This is a genomic window from Candidatus Endomicrobium procryptotermitis (assembly GCA_031279415.1).
GTDB lineage: Bacteria > Elusimicrobiota > Endomicrobiia > Endomicrobiales > Endomicrobiaceae > Endomicrobium_B > Endomicrobium_B procryptotermitis.
In genome coordinates, this window is record JAITIP010000025.1 from 20,130 (window position 1) to 43,233 (window position 23,104).

At 35.7% G+C, this 23,104-nt stretch carries 14 protein-coding genes and 1 tRNA gene; 3 read left to right on the plus strand and 12 right to left on the minus strand.

What is annotated here, in order from left to right:
- Positions 1-48 precede the first annotated feature (48 nt).
- From LBD46_05040 to LBD46_05050, 3 genes are read right to left on the minus strand one after another with little or no spacing between them, the layout of a single operon-like run.
- Positions 49-2,013 carry an ABC transporter permease gene (locus LBD46_05040; GenBank protein ID MDR2426528.1) on the minus strand — a complete coding sequence of 655 codons (1,965 nt, stop codon included), beginning with the start codon at positions 2,011-2,013 and terminating at the stop codon, positions 49-51.
- Between the two features lies 1 nt (position 2,014).
- A complete protein-coding gene (locus LBD46_05045; GenBank protein ID MDR2426529.1) occupies positions 2,015-2,938 on the minus strand; it encodes an efflux RND transporter periplasmic adaptor subunit in 924 nt (307 codons plus the stop codon).
- Positions 2,939-2,942: 4 nt separating this feature from the next.
- A complete protein-coding gene (locus tag LBD46_05050; protein ID MDR2426530.1) occupies positions 2,943-4,196 on the minus strand; it encodes a TolC family protein in 1,254 nt (417 codons plus the stop codon).
- A gap of 316 nt (positions 4,197-4,512) precedes the next feature.
- Here LBD46_05050 and LBD46_05055 point away from each other — a divergent pair, with 316 nt between their 5' ends.
- The 3 genes from LBD46_05055 (at position 4,513) to LBD46_05065 (ending at position 7,694) form a co-directional block, all read left to right on the plus strand.
- A complete protein-coding gene (locus LBD46_05055) occupies positions 4,513-5,886 on the plus strand; it encodes a hypothetical protein (protein ID MDR2426531.1) in 1,374 nt (457 codons plus the stop codon).
- Positions 5,887-6,120: 234 nt separating this feature from the next.
- On the plus strand, positions 6,121-6,753 hold the full coding sequence (locus tag LBD46_05060; GenBank protein MDR2426532.1) for a ThaI family type II restriction endonuclease: 633 nt from the start codon (positions 6,121-6,123) through the stop codon (positions 6,751-6,753).
- A complete protein-coding gene (locus LBD46_05065; GenBank protein ID MDR2426533.1) occupies positions 6,738-7,694 on the plus strand; it encodes a site-specific DNA-methyltransferase in 957 nt (318 codons plus the stop codon). Before LBD46_05060 ends, LBD46_05065 begins: the two co-directional genes overlap by 16 nt.
- Before the next feature lie 264 nt (positions 7,695-7,958).
- On the opposite strand, the gene hisS is transcribed toward LBD46_05065, so the two are convergent.
- The 9 genes from hisS to adhE form a co-directional block, all read right to left on the minus strand.
- The gene (gene hisS, locus LBD46_05070; GenBank protein MDR2426534.1) at positions 7,959-9,242 is read right to left on the minus strand and encodes a histidine--tRNA ligase; all 1,284 of its coding nucleotides are present in this window, start codon (positions 9,240-9,242) and stop codon (positions 7,959-7,961) included.
- A gap of 194 nt (positions 9,243-9,436) precedes the next feature.
- Positions 9,437-12,436, minus strand: a complete 3,000-nt coding sequence (locus LBD46_05075) for an N-6 DNA methylase (GenBank protein MDR2426535.1) — start codon at positions 12,434-12,436, stop codon at positions 9,437-9,439.
- A gap of 81 nt (positions 12,437-12,517) precedes the next feature.
- Complete coding sequence (locus LBD46_05080; GenBank protein MDR2426536.1) at positions 12,518-13,255, minus strand: DUF502 domain-containing protein; 738 nt, start codon at positions 13,253-13,255, stop codon at positions 12,518-12,520.
- Positions 13,245-14,666, minus strand: a complete 1,422-nt coding sequence (locus LBD46_05085; GenBank protein ID MDR2426537.1) for a phosphoglucomutase/phosphomannomutase family protein — start codon at positions 14,664-14,666, stop codon at positions 13,245-13,247. Before LBD46_05085 ends, LBD46_05080 begins: the two co-directional genes overlap by 11 nt.
- A gap of 53 nt (positions 14,667-14,719) precedes the next feature.
- Entirely contained in the window at positions 14,720-17,218 is a 2,499-nt protein-coding gene (locus tag LBD46_05090) for a mannose-1-phosphate guanyltransferase (protein ID MDR2426538.1), read from the minus strand.
- 764 nt (positions 17,219-17,982) lie between these two features.
- Positions 17,983-18,066: transfer RNA gene (locus LBD46_05095), tRNA-Leu, on the minus strand.
- A gap of 57 nt (positions 18,067-18,123) precedes the next feature.
- Positions 18,124-19,533 (minus strand): MATE family efflux transporter, encoded by a 1,410-nt coding sequence (locus LBD46_05100; protein MDR2426539.1) that lies wholly within the window; start codon positions 19,531-19,533, stop codon positions 18,124-18,126.
- Between the two features lie 229 nt (positions 19,534-19,762).
- Entirely contained in the window at positions 19,763-20,377 is a 615-nt protein-coding gene (locus LBD46_05105; GenBank protein ID MDR2426540.1) for a redox-sensing transcriptional repressor Rex, read from the minus strand.
- 3 nt (positions 20,378-20,380) lie between these two features.
- On the minus strand, positions 20,381-22,987 hold the full coding sequence (gene adhE, locus LBD46_05110; protein ID MDR2426541.1) for a bifunctional acetaldehyde-CoA/alcohol dehydrogenase: 2,607 nt from the start codon (positions 22,985-22,987) through the stop codon (positions 20,381-20,383).
- Positions 22,988-23,104 lie beyond the last annotated feature (117 nt).

The window sequence follows — 23,104 nt, forward strand, 5'->3', positions numbered from 1 at the left end:
TTTTTGCCTTCCAAGTTTATAATCTTATAAATTTCTGCCTTTCTGGTGTTAATCATGCCTTAAAGCATCTATAGGATTGAGGAGTGAAGCTTTTCTGGCGGGCCATACTCCAAAAATTAAACCTGTAAAAGCCGAAAAACAAAAAGCAAGCGTTACCGAAAAAGAAGTTATTGCGGTAGTCCAGCCTGCGGCTTTGCTTATTATCATAGATACGCCGCCGCCAAAAATTATTCCGATAATTCCTCCTGCGCAGCATACCACTACTGATTCTATTATAAACTGGAAAAGAATATCGGCATTATTGGCGCCGATGGCTTTTCTTAAACCTATTTCTTTTGTTCTTTCTGAAACCGAAACAAACATTATATTCATAATTCCTATACCGCCTACAAGTAAACTTATGAAAGCGATAGAACCTAAAAGCAGTGAAAATGCTTTTGTCATTGACGACATCGTTTCCTGTATTTCCGCCATATTCCTGACTCTGACGGCTTCGGTTTGGTTAGGAAGAAATCTGTGCGTAAATAAAAGACGCTGCACTATGTCGTCGGCTACTTCGTTCATGTCGGCATTTTCTTTTACCTGAATATCCATGCTGTTTAAATATTCCGTGCCAAGAACTCTGTGCATTGAAGAATTTAAAGGTATAATAACTTTATCATCTTCATCTCTCCAGCCGCTCGAACCTTTTACCGCCAAAATTCCTATTACTTGAAAATCTATTCTGTTAATTTTTATATATTCTCCTATAGGATCAAAATTTTCGTCACCCCATATCTCTTTTATTACGGTTTTTCCCAGCAGTGCGACTCTTTTTTTCTCAATATTTTCTTGTTCAGTAAAAAATCTTCCTTTTTCAGGCAGAGAATTTCTCATTTCTGCATAATCGACTGAAACGCCTTCAAGTCTTGTGTTGTAATTGTTTCCGTTGGCGACAACTTGTATTCTGCCGTTAGCGTATCCAGTTATGCCGACAATGTTGGGAACGCTTCTTTTTAAATCAGCAATGTCATCATGCAGAAAACGCATTCTCGAACCGGCTTCCGCAGCAATGCCTCCTCTTTGTGCAGTTCCCGGAAAAACCATAAGCAAATTTGATCCCATGCTTGCCACCTGGTCTTCAATGGCTTTTTGTGCACCGCTTCCTACGGCGAGCATTGAGATTAAGCTTGCCACTCCTATCATAACTCCGAGTATGGAAAGTACGGAACGCATTTTGTTTCCGACCAGAGAACGGAAAGCCTGAATGAAATAATCTTTAATTCTTGAAAAAGAAAAAACTTTATGCGTAAAAGCTTGAGTTTCTCCGTTTCGTTTTGAGACGGCTGTTTCTTTTTTCTTTTCGTCATCTGTAACGAGACCGTCCTGTACTCTTATAGTTCTTGTGGCATAAGAGGCAAGTTCCGGCTCGTGAGTTACCATGATTATTGTTATGCCGGCATTGTTTAAATCTTTCAATATCTGAATAATTTCTCTTGTCGATTTTGTATCTAAGTTTCCGGTAGGTTCATCAGCAAAAATTATAAGAGGCTTGTTTATAAGTGAACGTGCAATCGCAACCCTCTGCTGCTGGCCCCCGGAAAGTTCGTTCGGACGATGGTACATTCTTTCTTTAAGTCCGACAAGCTCCAGAAGTTTTTTAGGGTCTTCATGATTGTGTTCATCTTTTGAATTTGCGTATATTATCGGAAGAGAAACATTTTCTGCGGCTGTAAGTTTTGACAGGAGATTAAACTGTTGGAAAATAAAACCTAAAAAATGGTTTCTCAGTGCAGCAAGTTCGTCATCGCTATATTTTGATATTTCTATTCCCGCAATCTTAAACGAACCAGAACTGGGTTTGTCCAAAAGTCCCAATATATTTAAAAGCGTAGATTTTCCACTTCCAGATGGACCCATTATCACGACAAATTCACCCTGTGATATTTCAAGGTTGATTCCGTGAAGCACCGGAACGTCAAGCTTTTCAAGATGGTAGGTTTTTTTCAGGTCTTTTAATTCTATTACTTTCATTTTACCTGCTTATAAACGATTTTGCTTTTTCTTTCTTTTTTTCTTTAAGTATGACCGCCGTGTCTCCTTGTTTGAGTCCAGATAAAATTTCAGTAAATTTGCCATCGGTAACGCCTGTATTTATATTTCTTGTTACCAATATTTCTTTATTGTTTTTCGTCAAAGATTTAACGGTTACCGTTTTCTTTTTGCCTCTTTCGATTATAAAATTGCTCGGTATAGACCATGCACCTTTTTTTGATTCTGCGGTTACTGTTATCGTTGCAGTCATTCCTGCCCTGAAAACTTTTGGTTTCTTTATAGGCCTTATTTTTATTGCGTACACAGTTACATTGCTTACCACGGTCGATTCATAAGCTATATGTTCCACTATACCGCTAAATATTTCATCGGGGTAAGCGTCCAGAGACATTTTTAAATTATCGCCGATTTTTATATACCTTAAATCTGTTTCGTCAACATTTGCTTCAATTATCAAATCGTCCGCCATGACAAGTATTGCATCGGCTGAAGTTATCGTTTGTCCGGGCTCATTGCTTCTTAAGATAATGAAGCCGTTCATTGGGGCAACTATCGGGGTTGGTCTGTATATGGTCTGCCATCTTTCGTATTCTTCCTGGCTTATAGCTCTTGCAGCGTCAACCATGGCGGCTCTTTCTCCGGAACTCATCCATACGATTACCTGCCCTTTTTGTACGGAGTCGCCTTCTACAACAAGAATCTCTTCGACTCTTCCAGAAAAAGGAGGCTTGATTTCAAGTCTGTTTCTTGGACGCACTTCGCCAGTTTCTCTGAACTCCACGTGCAAATCTTTTTGTTCAAGCTGCGTTTCTTTTTCAATAGCGGGCTTAGAAGGTTTAAAAATAAAAAATCCAGCGGCGCCTGCTGCAGCAATAAATACCAAAAAGATAAAGAATTTTTTCATAATATTATTTTCCGGGATGAACGAACCCCTCTCCTATAAAGTTATGCCATTTAGCTTTTTCAAGCGCTGCTGTTTTTTTTGCATCTAAAAGCGTTTTTTGGGAATTTATATAATCGTTTTCTATTGAATACCAATCCTGATAAGTGGACAAACCGTTGACATACTTTCTCTGTGAAATTTCGGCTTGCTGCTGTGCAGCTGACAAGTAATGTTCTCTTATAACGATATTTTCCATGGCATCGGCCAAGCCGTTATGGTATGCCATAGCAGCAGATTTGAGTGAATTGTTGACACTGTTTAAATTTTCTTTTGCTATTTTAAGCTGATTTTCCGCTATTTTCACATCGGCTATCCTTGTGCCGCCGGTAAACAAAGGGTATGAAATTGAAAGCCCGCTGTCCCAGCTGTTTCTGTCAGGCGACCATTTATTGCCGGAACGTCCGAAACTTCCTGTTAAACTTATCGTTGGCCACCATGCGCTTTTTGCTCTTAATGACTGAGCTTCGCAGCTTTCGATATTATATTGCGCAGATAAAAATTCCGGTATTGAAACTATCAACGAATTATATTCTGGAACTATGAGATTTCTCTCATTTAATGTCAGTTTTTCATCGGTTTCAAGAAGGACATCATCTTTTCTTCCGATAGCTTTAAGCAAAGCCGCTGAAACCGTTTCGATATATCTTTTAGCTTTTCTGAGATCATAAGCTGAAAGCTCCTCATCGGCTTCGACTCTTTTTAACGAGCCTAAATCGACATTTCCCGAATCATATTTCAGTTTTATCATATCTTTATTTTCCGCTCTTCTTTCAAGTATCTTTTCCGAAAGTTCGACAGTTTCATAAGCCCACATAAGATTTACGTATTGCGACGCGGACTCATATGCCGCGTCTGATACAGTTCTGTCATAACTTGCCTGCGCCGCTTTAAGTTCGGCAGATTTTTGTCTTACATCATTGTATGTGTCAAAACCGGAAAAAATCGAAAGGCTGGCATTTAAACCATAAGAATAATTTCTTGAAAAAATTCCATCATTCTCGCTCTGAGAAGCATTTCCACGAAAAGAAATGCCGGGCATATATCCACTTAATGCCCGGATATAAGCCTGTTTTGCATTTTCAAATCTTAATTTTGCCATTTGAATGTTCGGATTTTTTTCGTTTGTTTGTCTTGTTATAGTTTCCCAATCGATTCTTTCTGCGATAGAATAAGAACAGGTAAAAGCGGCAAAAAATAAAGTAAAAAAAAATTTTTTCATATTTTTCTAAAACGAAGCAAAATAATGATTTATTGCATTTCTTTTCAATGAGAATTATATCATATAAAATGCGGTTTTAAATATTTTTCTACAACGGGAAGGAAATGATGTATATTATTTTGTTTTATATATTTGTCATTGCAAATTTTACCGCTTTTGAAAAATATCAAACACTGTTTTATTTCAGCAGTTTCTTAAAAACTAAAATCTCTAATATGTTGTGATATTATACATTAAATTGAAATTAAAGGCTTAAAAATGTAAAATATTAGACTAAGCTAATATATATAATATAGACTTTAAGGAGATTTCATATATGCTTACATTTAACAAAAAGAAAAATATTCTGGAACCAGAAGAATATCATTATGAACTTCAGGATGTTAAAGAACCGAATCTTTTCAGAGAAACTTTTCAATATACCGAAGTACCTAAAATAGGGTTTAATAATTTAGTAGTGCCTATGAACGTACCTAACGATATTTGGATTACGGATACTACGTTTCGTGATGGTCAGCAGGCTATGGATCCTTTTACTGTAGAGCAAATAGCCTATCTATATGAGCTAATGCATAAACTCGGCGGACATAATGGAATTATAAAACAAACGGAATTTTTTCTTTATTCCGATAAAGACAAAGAAGCCGTAAGAAAATGTCAGGAGAAAGGGTATGAGTTTCCGATTATAACTTCATGGATAAGAGCAAACAAGAACGATTTTAAGCTTGTCAAAGAAATGGGTCTAAAAGAAACTGGAATATTGACTTCCTGTTCGGACTACCATATATTTTTAAAACTGAAAAAAAACAGAAAAGAAGCTTTGGATATATATCTTGGCATAGTAAAAGCGGCGCTTTCCGAAGGCATCATACCGCGTTGCCATTTCGAAGACATAACAAGAGCGGACTTTTACGGTTTTGTAGTTCCTTTTGCGGTAGAGCTTATGAAACTTTCCAAAGAGGCGAAAATGCCGGTAAAAATCAGAGCATGCGATACGCTCGGTTTCGGAGTAAGTTATCCGGGAGCTGCAATGCCCAGAAATGTCAACGGAATTATGTTCGGGCTTACTCATCATGCAGGAGTTCCATCGGAATACATTGAATGGCATGGGCACAATGATTTTTACAGAGCTTTAAGCAATTCAGTGTCTGCATGGCTTTACGGCTGTTGCGGAATAAACGGTTCTCTTCTGGGAATAGGCGAAAGAACGGGAAACACGCCCGTTGAAGCTTTGGCTATAGAATATGTCGCTCTTAGGGGGACGACAAACGGAATGGATCTATCCGCTATTACCGAAATCGCGGAATATTTTAAAAAAAAGCTCAATTACGATATTCCCAAAAACCAGCCTTTTGTCGGCGCGAATTTCAATATGACAAAGGCCGGCATTCATGCCGACGGACTTTTAAAAGAACAGGAAATCTATAATGTGTTCGATACTCAAGCAATTTTAAACAGACCTCCGGAAGTGGAAATAACCGACAGAGCGGGCCTTGCGGGAATTGCATTTTGGGTTAATACCCAGCTTCCGGGACTTAGGGTTTCAGAAGAAAAAATTGATAAAAACAATCCTGCGGTAATCAAAATCAAAGAAGATATTGACGCTTTATTTAAAAGCGGAAGAACGACTTCTATGACTCATGCTGAAATGCTTAAACTCGTTAAAAAATACCTGCCGCAATATGCTTAATTCTGTAAAAATTCAAACACATATAAAAACGAAGATTGTATAAAAAATTGCAATACTGCAAATCAAAAACTTAAAAATTGGCATTTTTGTATAATACAAAAAGATATCACAAAGGTTTAAATTATCAAACCGCCTCAAATGCTTTTTTAAATATAAAATCTTCACCATGCGGGATATTTATACGTGAACTTGTCAAAAGTAAAATTATAATATTAAAAATAGGGAGTTTTTCATATGAGCGATGAAATTTGTCAGCTGTTTGAAGATAAAAGCTTAGTTTCAAGAATTAAAGTCAAATTACCACAACTTTTTCAATTGGCTGAGTTGGAAAGCTCAAGAGCTGGGAAAGTTGGAATGGAAGTAGGCTCTGTTCGAGAAAAGATTGTTAGTGCACTCCTAATATACAAATTTAGTGAAGAAAATGTTGAGACTGAATTACCAATAACTGAAGCAGAAGTAGATGTTAAAGTATTTGGGAATCCAATTTCTATTAAGACAATTACCGGAAAAAATCTAAGTGGTGTAAAATTGATATGGACTGTTGATACTCAAAAAGCATTAGAATTTAGTAGTAAATATATACCGTGTTGTGATATGATATTAGTTCAGATAAATTGGGATAATGTCGGTGGTTTTTATTATATAAGTAAAGAGATTCAAAATAAGACGTTAAAATTGATCGGTAGAGAAAAATACATAAAGTTACCAAAGCAGGGAACAAATCCTAGAGGTGTTGAAATAGGTGTCGAGGCAATGAGACAATTAATATCAAATCCAGATACTTTAAAAATACCAATTGATTGGAAAAGAAAGACTATAAATTTTAAACCGTTTGAAAGATGGGTGGAATTATGGCAAAAGGGTTAACAACTACAAGACAAGGTACTTCTACAAGTGCTTTCGGTACAAATGGAAGAATAAACCACGACTCCGCAAAATTTTATAATTCAAAGCTATATAAAGAATTGGAAAAAGAAGTTGACATTTCAAAAAAAGTAAATAGTTTTCCACACAAATATCTTAATACTATTATTCAGGGTTCATGTATAAATATGAAAGAGATTCCCGATAATTCATTGCATTTAATGATAACTTCCCCGCCTTACAATGTTTCAAAAGAATATGATGATGATTTATCATTAAAAGAATACCTTGAATTATTACGGCAGGCATTTACGGAAACATTTCGCGTGCTTGTTAATGGTGGACGTGCTTGTGTTAATGTTGCCAATTTAGGAAGAAAACCCTATATTCCACTTTCTGATTATATTTCAGAAATAATGATTAGTATTGGTTTTAATATGCGAGGAGAGATTATCTGGAATAAGGCAGCCAGTGCAAGTCCTTCAACAGCATGGGGAAGCTGGAAAAGCGCAGGTAACCCAACATTACGCGATGTTCACGAATATATTTTAGTATTTTCAAAAGGTATATATAAGCGGGAAAGAACAAAAGACGAATTAAAAATAAAAAAAGATACTATAGCCAAAGAACAATTTATGGAGTGGACAAAATCAATCTGGACAATGAATGCTGAAAGTGCTAAACGCATTGGACATCCTGCACCTTTCCCTGAAGAATTACCGAATAGATTGATACAGTTATATTCTTTTACTACTGATATTGTTTTAGATCCCTTTATGGGAAGCGGGACAACGGCTGTTTCTGCAATAAAATTAAAAAGAAATTATGTCGGATATGATATTAACAATAAATATATTGCATTGGCGAATGAAAGAATAAAGAATATAAAAATGAAATTCTCTGGCTATACAAAGAATACAAAAGAACGCAGGAACAATATTTGATTGACAGCATAAACAGCATTTTGATAAGCAATTATAAAATCTAATGGTGGGAATATAAAAGGTAATAGAAAGCTTGCAAATATTTGCTGCCAATTAGGAATTTGTCATCACAGAGGATGACAAGCAGAAAGCTGCTTGCAGCTTTGTTTGAGAGACAGTTCTTGCAGATGAGATTATAACTTACTTGACTGTTTTTTTTGAAAAAATAAGAAACTACGATAAAAAGCCAATTTAGGTGGGAGAAAAAACAGTTAAATGCAGTTTTTACTTTTCCATCTCTGCTATTATCGTATTTTCGCCTTTATAAATTCCCCAATGCGTAAATCCTGTTTCTTTCAATTTTGCAAGCTGGTTTGCTGTATTTTTTTGTTTGTCAAAAATTGAAACTACACAATAATTTTCTTTAAGTTTTTCACAATAATGTATTATATCGCAAAAATTGTCGCCATAAGAGTAGAGCAAAGCCGCTTTTTTGATTTTTTTCCCGTTATTATCCGAAGCTGCCGAAAAAAAAGAATCGATTATTCTTTCAAATCCTAGAGAAAAACCGCATGCTGAAACATTCTGTTGTGAAAAACTGCCTATCATATTGTTGTAGCGTCCGCCGCCGCCAAAAGAATTTTTTTCATTTATTTCGTTGACTTCGTAAATCGTGCCTGTATAATAATCCATTCCACGCACAAGCGTTGGATCGAATCTGATATTTACATCTCCCAAAAGATTTTTTACTCCCTCAATTATCGCTGTTAAACTTTTGCATGTTTTTAAATATTCTTGATCAGAGTCGTCTTTAAACAATAAATCTATGCTTTTTGCTGCGGATTTTAAACCTTCAAAGGTATTTTTTATATTTGAAAGAATATCTTTGTTAAAACCTTTTTTTCCAAGCTCTTCAATAATATCATCTAAAGATTTTTTATCGAGTTTATCCAAAGATATGAGAAAATCTCTGTATTTGTCATCGTCGTTTATGCCGCAGTTTCTGCTTATTTTTTTTAATATTTGTCTGTCGTTGATTCTTATTTCAAAATTTTTTATTTTAAGTTCGTGAAGCGTTTTGCAAGTAACATATATCAGTTCTATTTCGCAGTTTGGAGCAGGGTCACCTATAATGTCTATATCACATTGGGTAAATTGTCTGTAACGAGCTTTTTGAGGTCTTTCGGCTCTCCACACGCTGCCGATTTGAAAAACTTTAAAAGGTTTTGGAAGTTTATCTTTATAGCGGGCATAATAGCGAGCAAGCGGTATGGTAAGGTCATAACGCAGCCCGAAATCCGCTAAATCGTTTTCTGCAAAGGGAATATTTTGAAGCGCTTCTTTTAATTCGCCGCCACGTTTGAGTACTTTAAAAATTAATTTTTCGTTCTCCCCACCTTTTTTCCCGAGCAAATTTTCTAATTTCTCAAGACACGGAGTTTCGATAAAATTAAATCCGTATTTTTTATAGATTGCAGTAATGGTGTTTATGACATTAGTTCTTATTTCTGCGGCAGCAGGTTCAATGTCGCGCGTTCCTGTGGGAGGTAAAAAGCTGTCTTTGTTCATTTTAACCGCCTATGATTTTTTAACTGAACTATCCTTTGACATGCAGTAATACTTTCAATGTTCTAATATCCAATGTGTCTTTGTTTGATGTTGGATGGATAGTCCAATTGTACAACTCTATGAAAAACTTGATAAACAATAAATTAAAATTTGCATAGCTGCTGCAAAGTATCTTGACTATTCTGATAGATTTTTCAGATACTTTGCTTTATAAAGTCTTGTTCTGCTTTATCGGTTACCTTGTAAATTTGAAACACTAAATCATCAATCTCAAAATCTGATTTTTTAATTTCCATTTGATATGTTTTTTTAACTTGTAAATTTGTTTCCGATAATTCCTTTCCTTTCTTTTCAATAATCGTTTCAACCTTTGCAATCAAATCTGTTTCAAGTTTTTTATTATTGGTTTTGACGAGTGGAATACTCAGCAATGGCTCTTTATCCACTTGATAGCTGCCACCTTGTGTTTTCTTATATTTTAACCAAAATGCAGCTAATGACGAATTCAATAATCCCGTTAAATATTTTAGGTTTATGCGAGATGTCTTGATAACATAAAATGCGGCAGATACATAGCTATTAAAATCTGTATAAGTAAAAGCAGGCCGTTTAGGGCATTTGCGGGCAGATATAATTTTTTCACCAATAAAAAAATCTTCTACCCGCGAACGATGCAATCCATATGGTCTATTATCAGAAACAATTATATCTTTATATAAATCCAAATGTGCTTTTAAATTTGGATAGGTGTTCATAGATTTTTTATCTTTGTATTTAGAAGTGGTATAAATCAACCAAATTTTATTATTTGGATTACCATAATATCGCTTTAGCAAGTCAGTGGAATTATAATATGGTTTGATGAACTTTTTCTCTTCGGCTGTCAGGCACAACAAATTTAATTCAGCAGTGGTCAATCCAAAAACCCCCTCCCCGGCTCTATGCCTTGAATTCTCTGCTTGTTTTTTACCAATAAAATCGAAATGCGGGTGGATTCCATTTGTCATTTCGTCTTTATCTAGATTAAAATTTCCTGCTTTTTTAATTTTATTTAATAATATGTGTGTATCATTTGACACAAATTCTATAAAGTTATCCTTCAACTCTTTACTTTTTATGGCTGCTGATATTTTGCTAAAATATCTTTTGTCTTTCAATGAAATGGCAAGATTTTCAATAATAACTTTTTTATTAGTATTTTTTATGTAGTCAAATTGATAACTATTTACAGATTCCTTTGATAATATAAAAATCATTGTTTGAATACTTGCTGTTTGAAATACTTTATATTCATTAAAATCCACATAACTTTCGATCTTTGAATTATTTAAAATAAAGCCGCGCAGCTTTGCGGCGCCTGTATTTGTATTCCAATTATTTGTTGCAATAAATCCAAGTTTACCATATGGTTTCAATAATTTAATTCCCAGCACAGCAAAGAAATACCATAAATCCATTTTACCTTGATAGAAATCTTTCAAATATGATTGCTTAGGCAAAAGAAAAGGTGTTTTGTCAGTGGTGTTTTTCATATAAGGAGGATTACCAATTACACAATCATAACTACCAAATTTCCAATCATATGCTTTTATTTGCTTACGATTTTTGTCAGTATCATATAATCCATAGATATCTGAACCAACTAACGAGTTGCCACATTGTATGTTATTTCCCAAGTCTGGCAATACCCGTTGTTCATTGTCAAATAAAGATAATTGTTTAGCAATAGCAGTATGAGTTTGCCCTTCTAATGCTTTCAATAATAATGACAGCTTTGATACTTCAACTGCTTGAGTATCTAAATCGATGCCATATATATGTGCTAAAAGAATTCTTTTTCTTTCGGTAATAGTTAATTTATAACTTTGTTCATCCCCTTTTACTATATATTTTTTATTTTTCTCTGGCGATTTTATGTATTGCTCTAAATACCAATCCAAAAGCTTTTGATATGCAGCAATTAAAAATGAGCCGCTGCCACAAGCAGGATCCACAACTTTATAGTCTTTAATTGTATTGAGTGTTTTTGTTTCAAGCTGTTTTTCAATTGTATTTTCAACAATATAATCAACAATATAAGATGGAGTATAATAAATACCGCCGCTTTTTTTAATATTGGGCTTGTCTTTTATTGTTACCCTTTTGCCGTTAATTTCAATTTCTTTTCCTAAAAATCTTTCGTAAACGGAACCCAAAATATCAGCAGGCATTGCATCAAATCTATATGGAAACGGCGAATATAAAGAATTTATTATATCTTTTAACACTTTATTGCTTATTTGTATTTTGGTTGATAATATATCCGAATCCTCTGATTGCTGCTGTTCATTTCTGAAATGAAATAATCCAGAATTATATTGTTTGTCTGATTGTTTAAACAGTTTTATAAGTTCAGCATAAATATTTTGCTTAGCGGCGATATTTTTGAGTTGGTCTTCCTTTTCAATTTCTCTATCTTCACATACTCTTAAAAACACAATTCGGTCTATTGTCTTTTGCACCAATTCATTAAGATTATCCTTAATTTCTTGTGAGGCACTTTTTATTATATCTTTTGCTAACTTTTGCCGCCATTCTTCTATTGTGTCAAGAAAATCTTCATCAACACTTTTATTTCCTTTAATTGGAACAAGTCTATTATTGCCATTTAATTCATATTCTTTGGAAAAATAATCATATAATCTTTTCCAGTTTGCAGTCTTGCCATCATTAGAAATCTTGTCCAATTCATTATAATGAAAATAAAGTAATTGTGCGGTAGATGATTTATCTTTCTTTTTAGGTTTTATTATTGTGTTATAAACTGCAAATTCCTCAAAATCTGTTAGTAAACAATATCGCATTTTACTATTCCACCCATATTCACGAACTTGAATAACAGGTTTTTGGTCTTTATCTATTTTTATAGCTGGTTTTTTTGCTTCAATATAAAATATCTTTTGTCCGCCAAACTGAATACAATAATCAGGTACTTTCCCATTCACATTTGGTTCAACAATGACTTCTTGATACTTTCCAATATAGCCCTCAGAATTTCTAATATTCCAGCCAAGACTCTCAATTAAAGGATCTAAAAAATCCTTACGAATTTGTTCTTCATTATATTTCACACACTCTGCATAATTTCTTCCGAAAATACCAGCAAGTTTTTTAAACTCTGTGTGAAATTTTTCTGTTAATTTTGAGTTTTCCATAATTTCATGCTATTTTAAACTATTTACTTCAATAAAGAACAACAAATACTTCACTTCAAAGAAATAATTCTGTTTTTTAATTTAAAACGGAGACTTCTTTAAATTTCCTTTTATTTCCGATTCCGTAAGTTTCTTGCCGTTTCTTTTGTCTTTATCAGGGCTTATAACGCCCATAGAAATGATAAACTGGAAAGCGTCTTCAATGGTATAATTCGTATTTTTAACATCTTCTTCTTTAAACAACAATAAAAAGCCCGTGGTCGGGTTAGGCGTCGTGGGCATAAAAGCGCAAACATGCCTTTCGCCGTCAACTTCATGATATCCTGTTAAAAAAGCTATTGAATATGAACCTTTGCTTGGGAAAGGAATCAAAACGACTTTTTTAAATCCATTATTTTGTTCTTTGCCGAAAACAAAACGCACAAACTGTTTTGCGGCAGAATGAACCGTTCCCAAAAGAGGCACTTTTTCTATAAATTGTTCAAGCCAGCTGAGAAGAGTTTTTCCGACAACTCTGTTTGTGACAAAACCAAGCAAACATATACTTGCTATGGCGACAATGAAACAAATAAGCTTCTGAAACCTATATACCCATATTTTGTCCGGCATAAATAAATCAAGCATGGGGATAAGATATGGAGCTGCAAAATTGCTTATCAAATTAAAAAGAATTGTTACTACAAAAAAAGTAAGCCAAAGGGGAATAATAACTATCAGACCCGTTGCCAAATATCTTTTAAGAAGAACCCCGATTCTTTTTTTTAAAGTTTTTTTCTGTAATATTCCGCCATGCCGCTGACTATCCTTTTCATTTTCCATATACAAAAGCTCTCCCTGCTTTTAAAAGTTTATTTACTTTTGTCTGACTGTCGGACTCGGCGTACACTCTCACTACTGGTTCCGTACCGGAAAGTCTAAACCCTATCCATGTGCTGTTGTCCAAAATAAATTTATATCCGTCAATAGAAATATTCTTTTGCACTTTCATTGTGGCAAAATTTTCTGGAGATTTCGCTTTAAGTGTATTTCTGAAAGCTTCCATAGTTTCAAGTGGAAGATGAAAATTAAGCCTTGAAGTTATAATCTCGCCTGTAATTTTTTTGATGTCTTTAAGCATAGCGGTCACAGATTTTTTATTCATCGCTACGGCTTCGGCTATCAGAAGACAGGCGAGTATACCGTCTTTTTCTGGAATATGTCCCCGTATAGTAAGTCCTCCGGACTCTTCACCACCGATTATAAAATCTTTTGCATTATTTACCATAATTTCGCCGATATACTTAAATCCTACGGGAGTTTCTATGACCTGAACGCCGATTTTGTCAGCAAGCCTATCAAGCATATGGCTTGTCATAACGCTTCTGGCGGCAATTCCGTTCCAGCCTCTTGTTTTGTTCAAATGATAGAGCAAAACCGGAATTACTTGATTTGGCGTTATAAATTCCCCGTTCGAATCTATTATTCCAAATCTGTCGGCGTCCCCATCTGTGGACAGTCCCAATTTATAGGATTCTTTTCTTACCATTTGGAAAAGAGTATCAATATTTTTATTGTTCGGTTCTGGAGCACCATTCGGGGCAAACATAGTGTCCCTATTCTTGTTTATGGTTTTATGTTTTATTCCGGCATCGTCAAACAAAGCGTCAAGATAATCGCTTCCGCAGCCGTGCAAAACATCTATTGCGACTTTCAGATTAGCTTTTTTTAAAGCTTTGAAGTTCACAAGTTGTTTAATTTTTTTCATATAAGCCGTACGCGGATTGTGAATTTCTATAATTTTATTTTTAACTGCCTCTTCAAACGGCATTATCTTAACGTCTTTTATGCTTATGGAAGCGCAATACTTTTCTATTTTTTTTGTGGTTTCTGGCAAAGCAGGACCGCCCCATGACGGAGAATACTTTATTCCATTATATTTGTACGGATTATGACTGGCGGTAAAATTTATGCCGCCCGCAAGTTTTGAATTTATTATCTCAAAAGCTATTACAGGGGTAGGAGTGTTCCTTTTACAAAGCAATACTTTGATTGCATTTCCCGCCAGCACTTGTGCACAAACCTTCGCGAAATCTTCTGACATAAATCTCGTGTCATAACCTATAATTACGGAAGCCTTCTTGTTTTCTTCGTTTATAAGTTTAGCGGCGGCTTGAGCCGCTATTCTTACATTGTCGTAAGTAAATTCTTCGGCAATAATTCCTCTCCAGCCTGACGTTCCAAATTTAATCATAAATCTTTCCTCTGAAATTGTTGTTTAATTATCTTAAAAATATTGAGTTGGAATTATTCCTGCCATTGTTTGATTTTTTCGCCGTACATTTCAATAAATCCGGAAGCCGTGGATATATCTCTGGCTTCGGCCCAGATGTGAAAAAATGCTTCATCAGGATCGGGAACCAAAAGAACCCAACCGTTATTGAAATATATTTTTACCCCATCTATAAGTTCGGATTTTTTGCCTTTTGCATCTTCAATTGCTTTGCGCATCGCCTGTCCTTTTTTATCCCATGAACACGGAACCGCTTTATGCAAAACTTCAAAAGAAGGTATTTCACGGCTTATTCTGCTAAGCGACAAATTTTCCTCTGAAAGCATTTCAATAACTTTCCCAATGGCGTACATGGCGTCAAAAGTATTTTGAAATTCCGGAAAAATGAAACCGCCCATACAGTCTCCTATGAAAGTTACTCCTTTGTCGTTGGCCGCGTTCATTATATTTCTCGGACTTGTAGCTGTTCTTTTAACTTTTGCACCAAACCGTTCGGCAAGCTCTTCGATTACGGAAGAAGCATTTACGGGAACAGCAATAACTACATTTTTATGCGTTTTCATTACCAGATACGCGGCTATAAGCGTTGCCAAATCGTCTGGCACTATCTTTCCTTTTTCATCGACTAAAAATAACTTTTCAGCGCCGGTATCTATCAAAAATCCGGCGTCAGATTTAAGAGTTATGACAATATCTGAAAGTTGACTAAGTGAATTGGAAAACTCTTCCTGAGATTTAGTAATTTTTGAAGAATTCGTAAAAGCGTTTAAAGCAACTACGTCAATATTCAATTCTCCCAAAATTGCGGGAAATATCATAGAAGCCGACGAGTAAGCATAGTCTATGACAATTTTTTGTTTAGAGTTTCTGATTTTGCCTTTTTTAATAGTGTTCAAATATCCTGTTTTGTAGTATTCTACTGCGCGCGGCGGGACAGTAATCTCGCCGACATCGTTCATGTTAGCGCGTTTAAAATCTTCCCTAAAAAAAAGCTGTTCGATGGCTTTTTCCTGATTTATTGAAATATCACTGCCTTTTGAATCAAAAAATTTTATATCGACAAGCCGCGGATCATAAGGCGACTGCCTTATGTGAATCCCACCGGCTTCGCCTTCGTTTCCTATTTCATATCTTACAACGGGGATGGGAGAACTTCTCAAATCTCCGACTTTTACTCCGGCCGAAAGAAGCCCCGAAATAATTCCTCTTTTTATCATTCTTGTAGCGCGATGGTCATCTCTTGACGTCAATATATATGAAGAGCTTCCTATATATGCTCCGTAAGCTGAGCCGATTTTTGCCGCAAATTCTGGGGTTATTTCTATATTTCCAAGCCCGGTTATGCCGTAAGCGTTAAATAAAGCTTTGTTCCATTTTTCTCCCCATACGAGACTGCTTGAAAGAATCGCACCTGCTTCGATGATTTTATGCGGCCAGATTCTGAGATTTGTCCTTATTATGGCGTCTGCTCCTATGCGGCATTCGTCAGCAATTATCGTACCTACTTGAACAACGACTCTGTCGCCGATTTTTGTGGAATTGCCTATCACGTCTTCTTTTAATCTAGCTTCTGTTCCTACAAATACATTTTCCCATAATATAGAGCCAAGAACTTCTGCACCTGAGCCGATCCTCACGTTTGAACCGATAACAGAACGGGAAATTCTCGCTCCATCTTCTATAACCACGTTGTCACCGAGCAGAACCTGCTCGTCAACTTCTACATTATCGCCTATAACTACATTTCTGCCGGTAAGAATTTCCTTTCCGCCGATTTTTATCTTTTTTCCATCAAGGCTGATTTTTACTTTTCCGTCAAGAATATCGTACTGAGCGAGCCTGTATTCATCATGATTGCCTATGTCTTTCCAGTAACCTTCAGCTATATAGCCGAACAAGGCTTTGCCTTCTCTGAGCAGCAAAGGATATAAATCTTTGGAAAAATCAAAAGATTTTTCCTGAGGAATATAGTCGAAAATTTCTGGTTCTAAAATGTAAATTCCGGTATTTATCGTATCAGAAAAAACTTCGCCCCATGACGGTTTTTCCAAAAATCTTTCGACTTTGCCGTCTTTATCTGTTATCACCACTCCAAATTGAAGAGGATTGTTTACTCTGGTAAGAATCATCGTGGCCGCAGCTTTTTTCTTTTTATGGTATTCTACAGCCTTTGAAAGGTCAAAATCCGTCAGCACGTCGCCGGAAATTACTATAAAAGTATCATCAATATTTTTTTGGGCATATTTTACGCTGCCGGCTGTTCCCAAATCCGATTCTGGACGAAGATATTTTATTTTTATGCCTAAGTCTTTTCCGTCTCCGAAATAATCAGTAATTATTTCAGGCTGATAATAAAGCATCATGGTTAAATCTTTGAAATCGTGTTTCTTGAGAAGGTCAATAATATGGCAAAGCATCGGTTTATTTGCCATTGGCGCCATAGGTTTAGGAATACTGCATGTGATAGGCCTTAATCTTGTGCCAAATCCCCCAGCCATAATAACAGCCTGCATAATTATTTACCTCTCTTCTGTAAATTTTTTTAAATCTTAGGGAATTTATAAAATTTACTGAAATGTAAAGCAATTTTACTAAATTTAACCGTTAAAATCAAAAACCATATTTATTTTTTAAAAAGTACAGTAAATAACAGAATCTATTATCGTGAAAATTCATGCGAAATGCATGAAAAAATATTTCCGGCACAGAGTTTTTTATTAGTCTGATAAATTTTCTGTTTGTCAATTTTGTATTCCGTCGATAAAATAGAATTATCTGCTTTTGCATGCAGGAAAACACCAGGGGAAGGAACTATGTTACTTTTTATATTAAAGAATTCTCTATTCAAAAACAAGCAATGGTTAAAAATTAAAAACCTATGAAGCCTTAAATAATTATAATCAAATTGTTTTTGTTTAACAAATTTTCACGAGCCGTCAAAACGGTGATTTTTGAAGAGAGAAATAATATATGTTATCATAGATAAAAGAATATAGTCGGGGGATATGATAACACAATGCACACATTGCGGCACAGATATGTAAGAATATATCGCATCCACAGATTGACTGTTCATCCCGTTCATAATATATAGATTGTCATTTGTGTATAATGTGTTTTTCATTATTATCACTTTGGGAAATAATTAAATTTATCTAATATTGTCTATTTGTTGATATATGTCTGCATATATTTTGAAGATTTTTTCTTATTTGCGCTAATGCAAATACAATTTATCATCGTAAAGCGTTATTATAAAAAGATAAAAAAATTAAAATGCCGAGGACGGGATTTGAACCCGTACCGCCCTTGCGGGGACAGGCTTCTGAGACCTGCGTGTCTGCCGTTCCACCACCTCGGCGTTTTTTAATATTTTTTATAGTTTACCTTAAAAGACACAATAAAACAATCTCACATTTTATCCGTTGATTATATCCATTTCTATAACGCGCATTTTCTTCCATTTGTACGTTTTATATCTGAAATAAAAAGACAAAGCAAGAGATATGGCGTATAAAACCATTATGCTCCAGCCGACATATAAACCAAGTTTAAGAATTATTACAACTATATATATAGGTACTGCTGCAAAAAAAATTGATAAGGTTATCAGCAGTTTCATGACAAAAGCAGTGTCTCCTGCGCCTTTTATTGCGGAAGCAAAAATAATATTCATAGGGTCAAAAACGGAATATAAGGCAATAAATCTCAAAAGGTTTATCACCATGGGACGTATCTGTTCTATTATCTCGGCTTCGGCACCTTTTGAAAATGGATAGATAAACAGGTTTGGAATTAAGATAAAAGCCAACACCATAATAAATATATAAGAATATATAATGTGTAAAGCCGTATACACACTTCTTTCAGCTAAAGAAGCTTTATTTTTTCCGAGAAACTGCCCCACAAGTATTGAAGTCGTAATTCCGCAGCCTATCAGCGGCATAAAAGCCAAATTATTTATGTTAAGTGCAATGTTTGAAGCTGAAAGTTCAAGTTCTCCTAAAGTGCCTATTACAAGAACAAAAAAAGTAAATCCTGACATGTCAAAAAAGAGCTGGACTCCGTTTGGAAAACCAAACTTTAGAAGTCTCTTTATGAAAGTAAAATCCGGCACTAATTTTCTCGTATTGTAAATTTTATTGTTTGTTCTTGAGGTAATAAGCGCCGCAAATATTATAAACATTGTAACTGCGCCGATAATTGTTGCCAGCGCGGCTCCGGTTATTGCGAGTTCCGGAAAGCCTGCTTTTCCAAAAATAAGAAAATAATCAAAAAGTATATTTACCAATATACCTATAACATTCACTATCAAAACTATTTTAGTTTTTCCTCTTCCCGCATAGAATCCTGACAAAGCTGAAGCCGCTAAAGAAGGAAATGCCCCATAGCATAAAACTTTAAAATATTTTATTTCCTCAGCAGCTACAACAGGGACATGTCCTATAAAAATGAATATTTTTTCAGAAAACAAAGAGATTAGAAGCAATATAAAAGCGCCTATAAATGCTAAATAAAAACTTTGCCAAACGGAAGGTCCTATCGATATATATTCCTTTTTCCCGTAGTATTGTGAAACAAATACATCAACATAAGTTATAGTGCCTACAAAAATGCTCATAATTGAGAAATTCAATACGCCGGCAGGCAGAGATGCGGCAAAAGCTTCTTTTGAATGCCAAGCTAAAAAGAATCTGTTTATAAAAGTTTGTGTTGCCCATGCGCCCGTTGAAATTATAAGAGGGAGTGCGATTTTAAAAAAATCTAAATATCCGCCGCGGCATTTCCATCTTTTCTTAAATTTATGAATTAATTTTTTTATTTTCATGATAATCCTTTCCAAACGACATACATTATATATAATTCTCCCAGTCTTTTATTAAATGGCATTTATTTGAATTTTAAAAGCCGTGTTAATTAAGATTTAAAAGCGGATTAGTTTTAGGAAGGATTTCAAATTAAAATTGGAAAAATACTTTAACCCAACAAAAAGCCAGTGCAAGCCGCCGACACGACCTGCGGCTATGGCTTCCCGAAGACTTACATGATAAAACGCGTCATTGTCCGTGATTAATCGTAAACTGTAAGAAATTTCCTATTAAATTTTCATTCCACACTTCAACACCTTCCGCTGCTTCTATGACACATGGAGAAAAATTCCATATATACTTGATACCGGATTTTGCAAGCAATTCCGCAACGGATTGTGCAAATTGTCTAGGTACGGTTAAAATGGCAATATTTACATTTAAACTTTGCGCCAAACTTTTCAATTTTGAAATATGAAGGACCTCTTTGTTATTTATTGAAAGTCCGACTTTTAGCGGATCGTTATCAAAAAGAGCCAATATATTAAATCCGTAAAGTCCAAAATTATCGTATTTGGCCAAAGCCATTCCGAGATTTCCTGCACCGACAATAAATGCTTCTTTGGTTTTGACAAAACCTAAAAAATTTTCGATGGATTTTTTTAACTCAACTACCGAATATCCAACTTTACATATTCCGCTGTTGTTAAGCAGCTTCAAATCTTTTCTTACCTGCGAGGCATCTATTTTAAGCAGGAGCGCTATCTGCGGACTTGTGATATTATAGACGCCTTTTTCCATATATCCGACAAGAATATTATGATACAACGTAAGCCTGTTAATTACTTTGTCAGATAATTTCATTTTTTATATTTCTCCATTATATGCTTTTATAAGCAGTTCTTTTAAATCTTTTACAAGCGGATAAACTGGATTTGCTCCGGTGCATTGGTCATCGAAAGCAAGTTCCGCCAGTTTGTCGACTTTAGCGTAAAATTTGTCTTCTGGAATGCCGGCTTCTTTAATTGAAAGAGGTATGCCCACTTCCCGCTTGAGCGTGGTTATGGCATTTAAAAGCAGTTCTATTTTTTCATCATCATTATTTCCTCCGAGGTCTAATTCATCTGCAATTTGTCCATATTTTGTTTTGGCATTCGGATATTTATACTGGGGGAATATACCCTGCTTTTTGGGGCAGTCAGTAGCATTAAAACGTATTACCTGATTTATCAGTAAAGCGTTTGCGATGCCGTGAGGGATATTAAATGCCGCTCCGAGCTTATGCGCCATAGAATGACATATTCCCAAAAACGCATTTGCAAAAGCCATGCCGGCAAGAGTGGATGCATAATGCATTTTTTCTCTTGCAATCGGATCGTCTTTACCGTCTTTATAAGAGCGCGGCAGATATCTAAATATCAATTTTACAGCTTCAAGCGCCGGTGAGTTTGTAAAATTTGTAGCAAGCACTGACACATAAGCTTCTACAGCATGTGTTAAAGCATCTATCCCCGAAGCTGCACACAAACTTTTAGGCATAGAATCTACAAAATTCGGATCTATAATAGCCATGTCCGGTGTAAGAGCATAATCGGCAATAGGATATTTTATATGTGTTTTATCATCGGTAATAACAGCGAATGGCGTAACTTCAGAACCTGTTCCCGAAGTTGTAGGAATGGCGACGAGTTTTGTTTTTGTTCCCAAATCAGCAATTGAGCAGATTCTTTTTCTTATATCCATAAATCTCATGGCTATATCATCAAAATCCGTTTCCGGATGTTCGTACATCAGCCACATAATTTTTGCGGCATCTATCGGCGAACCTCCACCGAAAGCTATTATAACGTCCGGCTGATAAGTTCTTATCATCTGCAAAGCGTCATCTATAGTTGAAAGCGTTGGCTCGGGCTTTACATCGAAAAAAATTTGATAATCTATTCCAACTTCTTCAATTATTCTTGTAATATTATACACCGACCCGGAATCAAATAAAAATCTGTCCGTTACTATAAAAGCGCGCTTTTTCCCTGCAAGTTCGCGCAAAGCCAAATCCGTCGCGCCGCGCTTAAAATAAATTTTCGGAGGAACTTTAAACCAAAGCATGTTTTCCCTTCTTTCTGCAACTGTTTTATAATTCAGTAAATGTTTTACTCCGACGTTTTCACTCACGGCATTTCCTCCCCAAGAACCGCAGCCTAAGGTTAAAGACGGCTCTATTTTAAAATTATACAAATCTCCTATTGCGCCCTGCGAAGATGGAGAATTTACAAGAATACGGCCGGCGTGAATTTTTCCGGCAAAAAAATCTATTCTGTCGGACTTTCTTTCATCCGTATAAAGAACGCCTGTATGTCCCGCTCCGCCCAGTTCCACAAGCTGATGAGCTTTTGAAACCGCGTCTTCAAAATTCTCCGCTCTATACGCTGCTATTACGGGTGAGAGTTTTTCGTGGGAAAACTCTTCGTCGATTGTTGTTTTTTCGGCTTCTCCCACAAGAACTTTCACGTCAGTTGCCACGCTTACTCCTGCCATCTGTGCTATTTTCGTTGCAGGCTGCCCTACGATATTTGCGTTCAATTTGCCGTCAATAATTATCGTTTTTGCGACTTTCTCTTTTTCTTCCGCATTTAAAATATATGCACCTCTGAGTTTTAATTCGTCAATAACTTTATCATAAATGTCCTGCACTATTATAATTGATTGTTCAGAAGAGCAAATCATGCCGTTGTCAAAAGTTTTAGACATAAGTATCGAAGATACGGCCGTTTGAATATTTGCTGTCTCATCGATAATGGCAGGAGTGTTTCCTGCGCCGACGCCCAAAGCCGGTTTTCCCGAAGAATAAGCGGCTTTCACCATTCCCGGCCCGCCGGTTGCAAGAATTGTGGCTATATCTTTATGAGTTATAAGAATGTTGGTCAATTCGAGAGAGGGGACATCTATCCAGCCTATAATGTCTTTAGGCGCTCCGGCTTTTATGGCCGCTTCAAGAACTATTTTAGCTGCAGCTATCGTAGCGGCTTTTGCCCGAGGATGAGGAGAAAAAATTATGGCATTTCTGGTTTTTAAAGAAATTAAAGACTTAAAAATAGCCGTCGAAGTGGGATTTGTTGTAGGCACGATTCCCGCTATTACACCTAAAGGTTCCGCCACGATTTTAATGCCATTGGGTTTATCCTCTTTGATTATTCCACAGGTCTTTGCATTTTTATGTTTATTATAAATGTATTCTGAAGCAAAATGATTTTTTATAACTTTATCTTCAAGCACGCCCATACCTGTTTCTTCAACAGCCATTCTGGCAAGACTGATTCGTTCTTGATTTGCAGCAACCGCTGCCGCCTTAAAAATTTTGTCAACATGCTCCTGCGGGTAAGTTGAAAATATCAGCTGCGCTTTTTTTACACGCGCAATAAGCTCTTCAAGAGCCATAACACTGTCAACAGTAGGGTAATTTGTTTCTTTTTCCATACTTCTTTCTCCTTTTATATTTATTTGTGATTTATTTCACTATTATTTAACTTATAAAAAACGCAGCCCGCAAATATAAACAGTTTGCAGTCCGCTTAACGGTGCTTATCATTACGA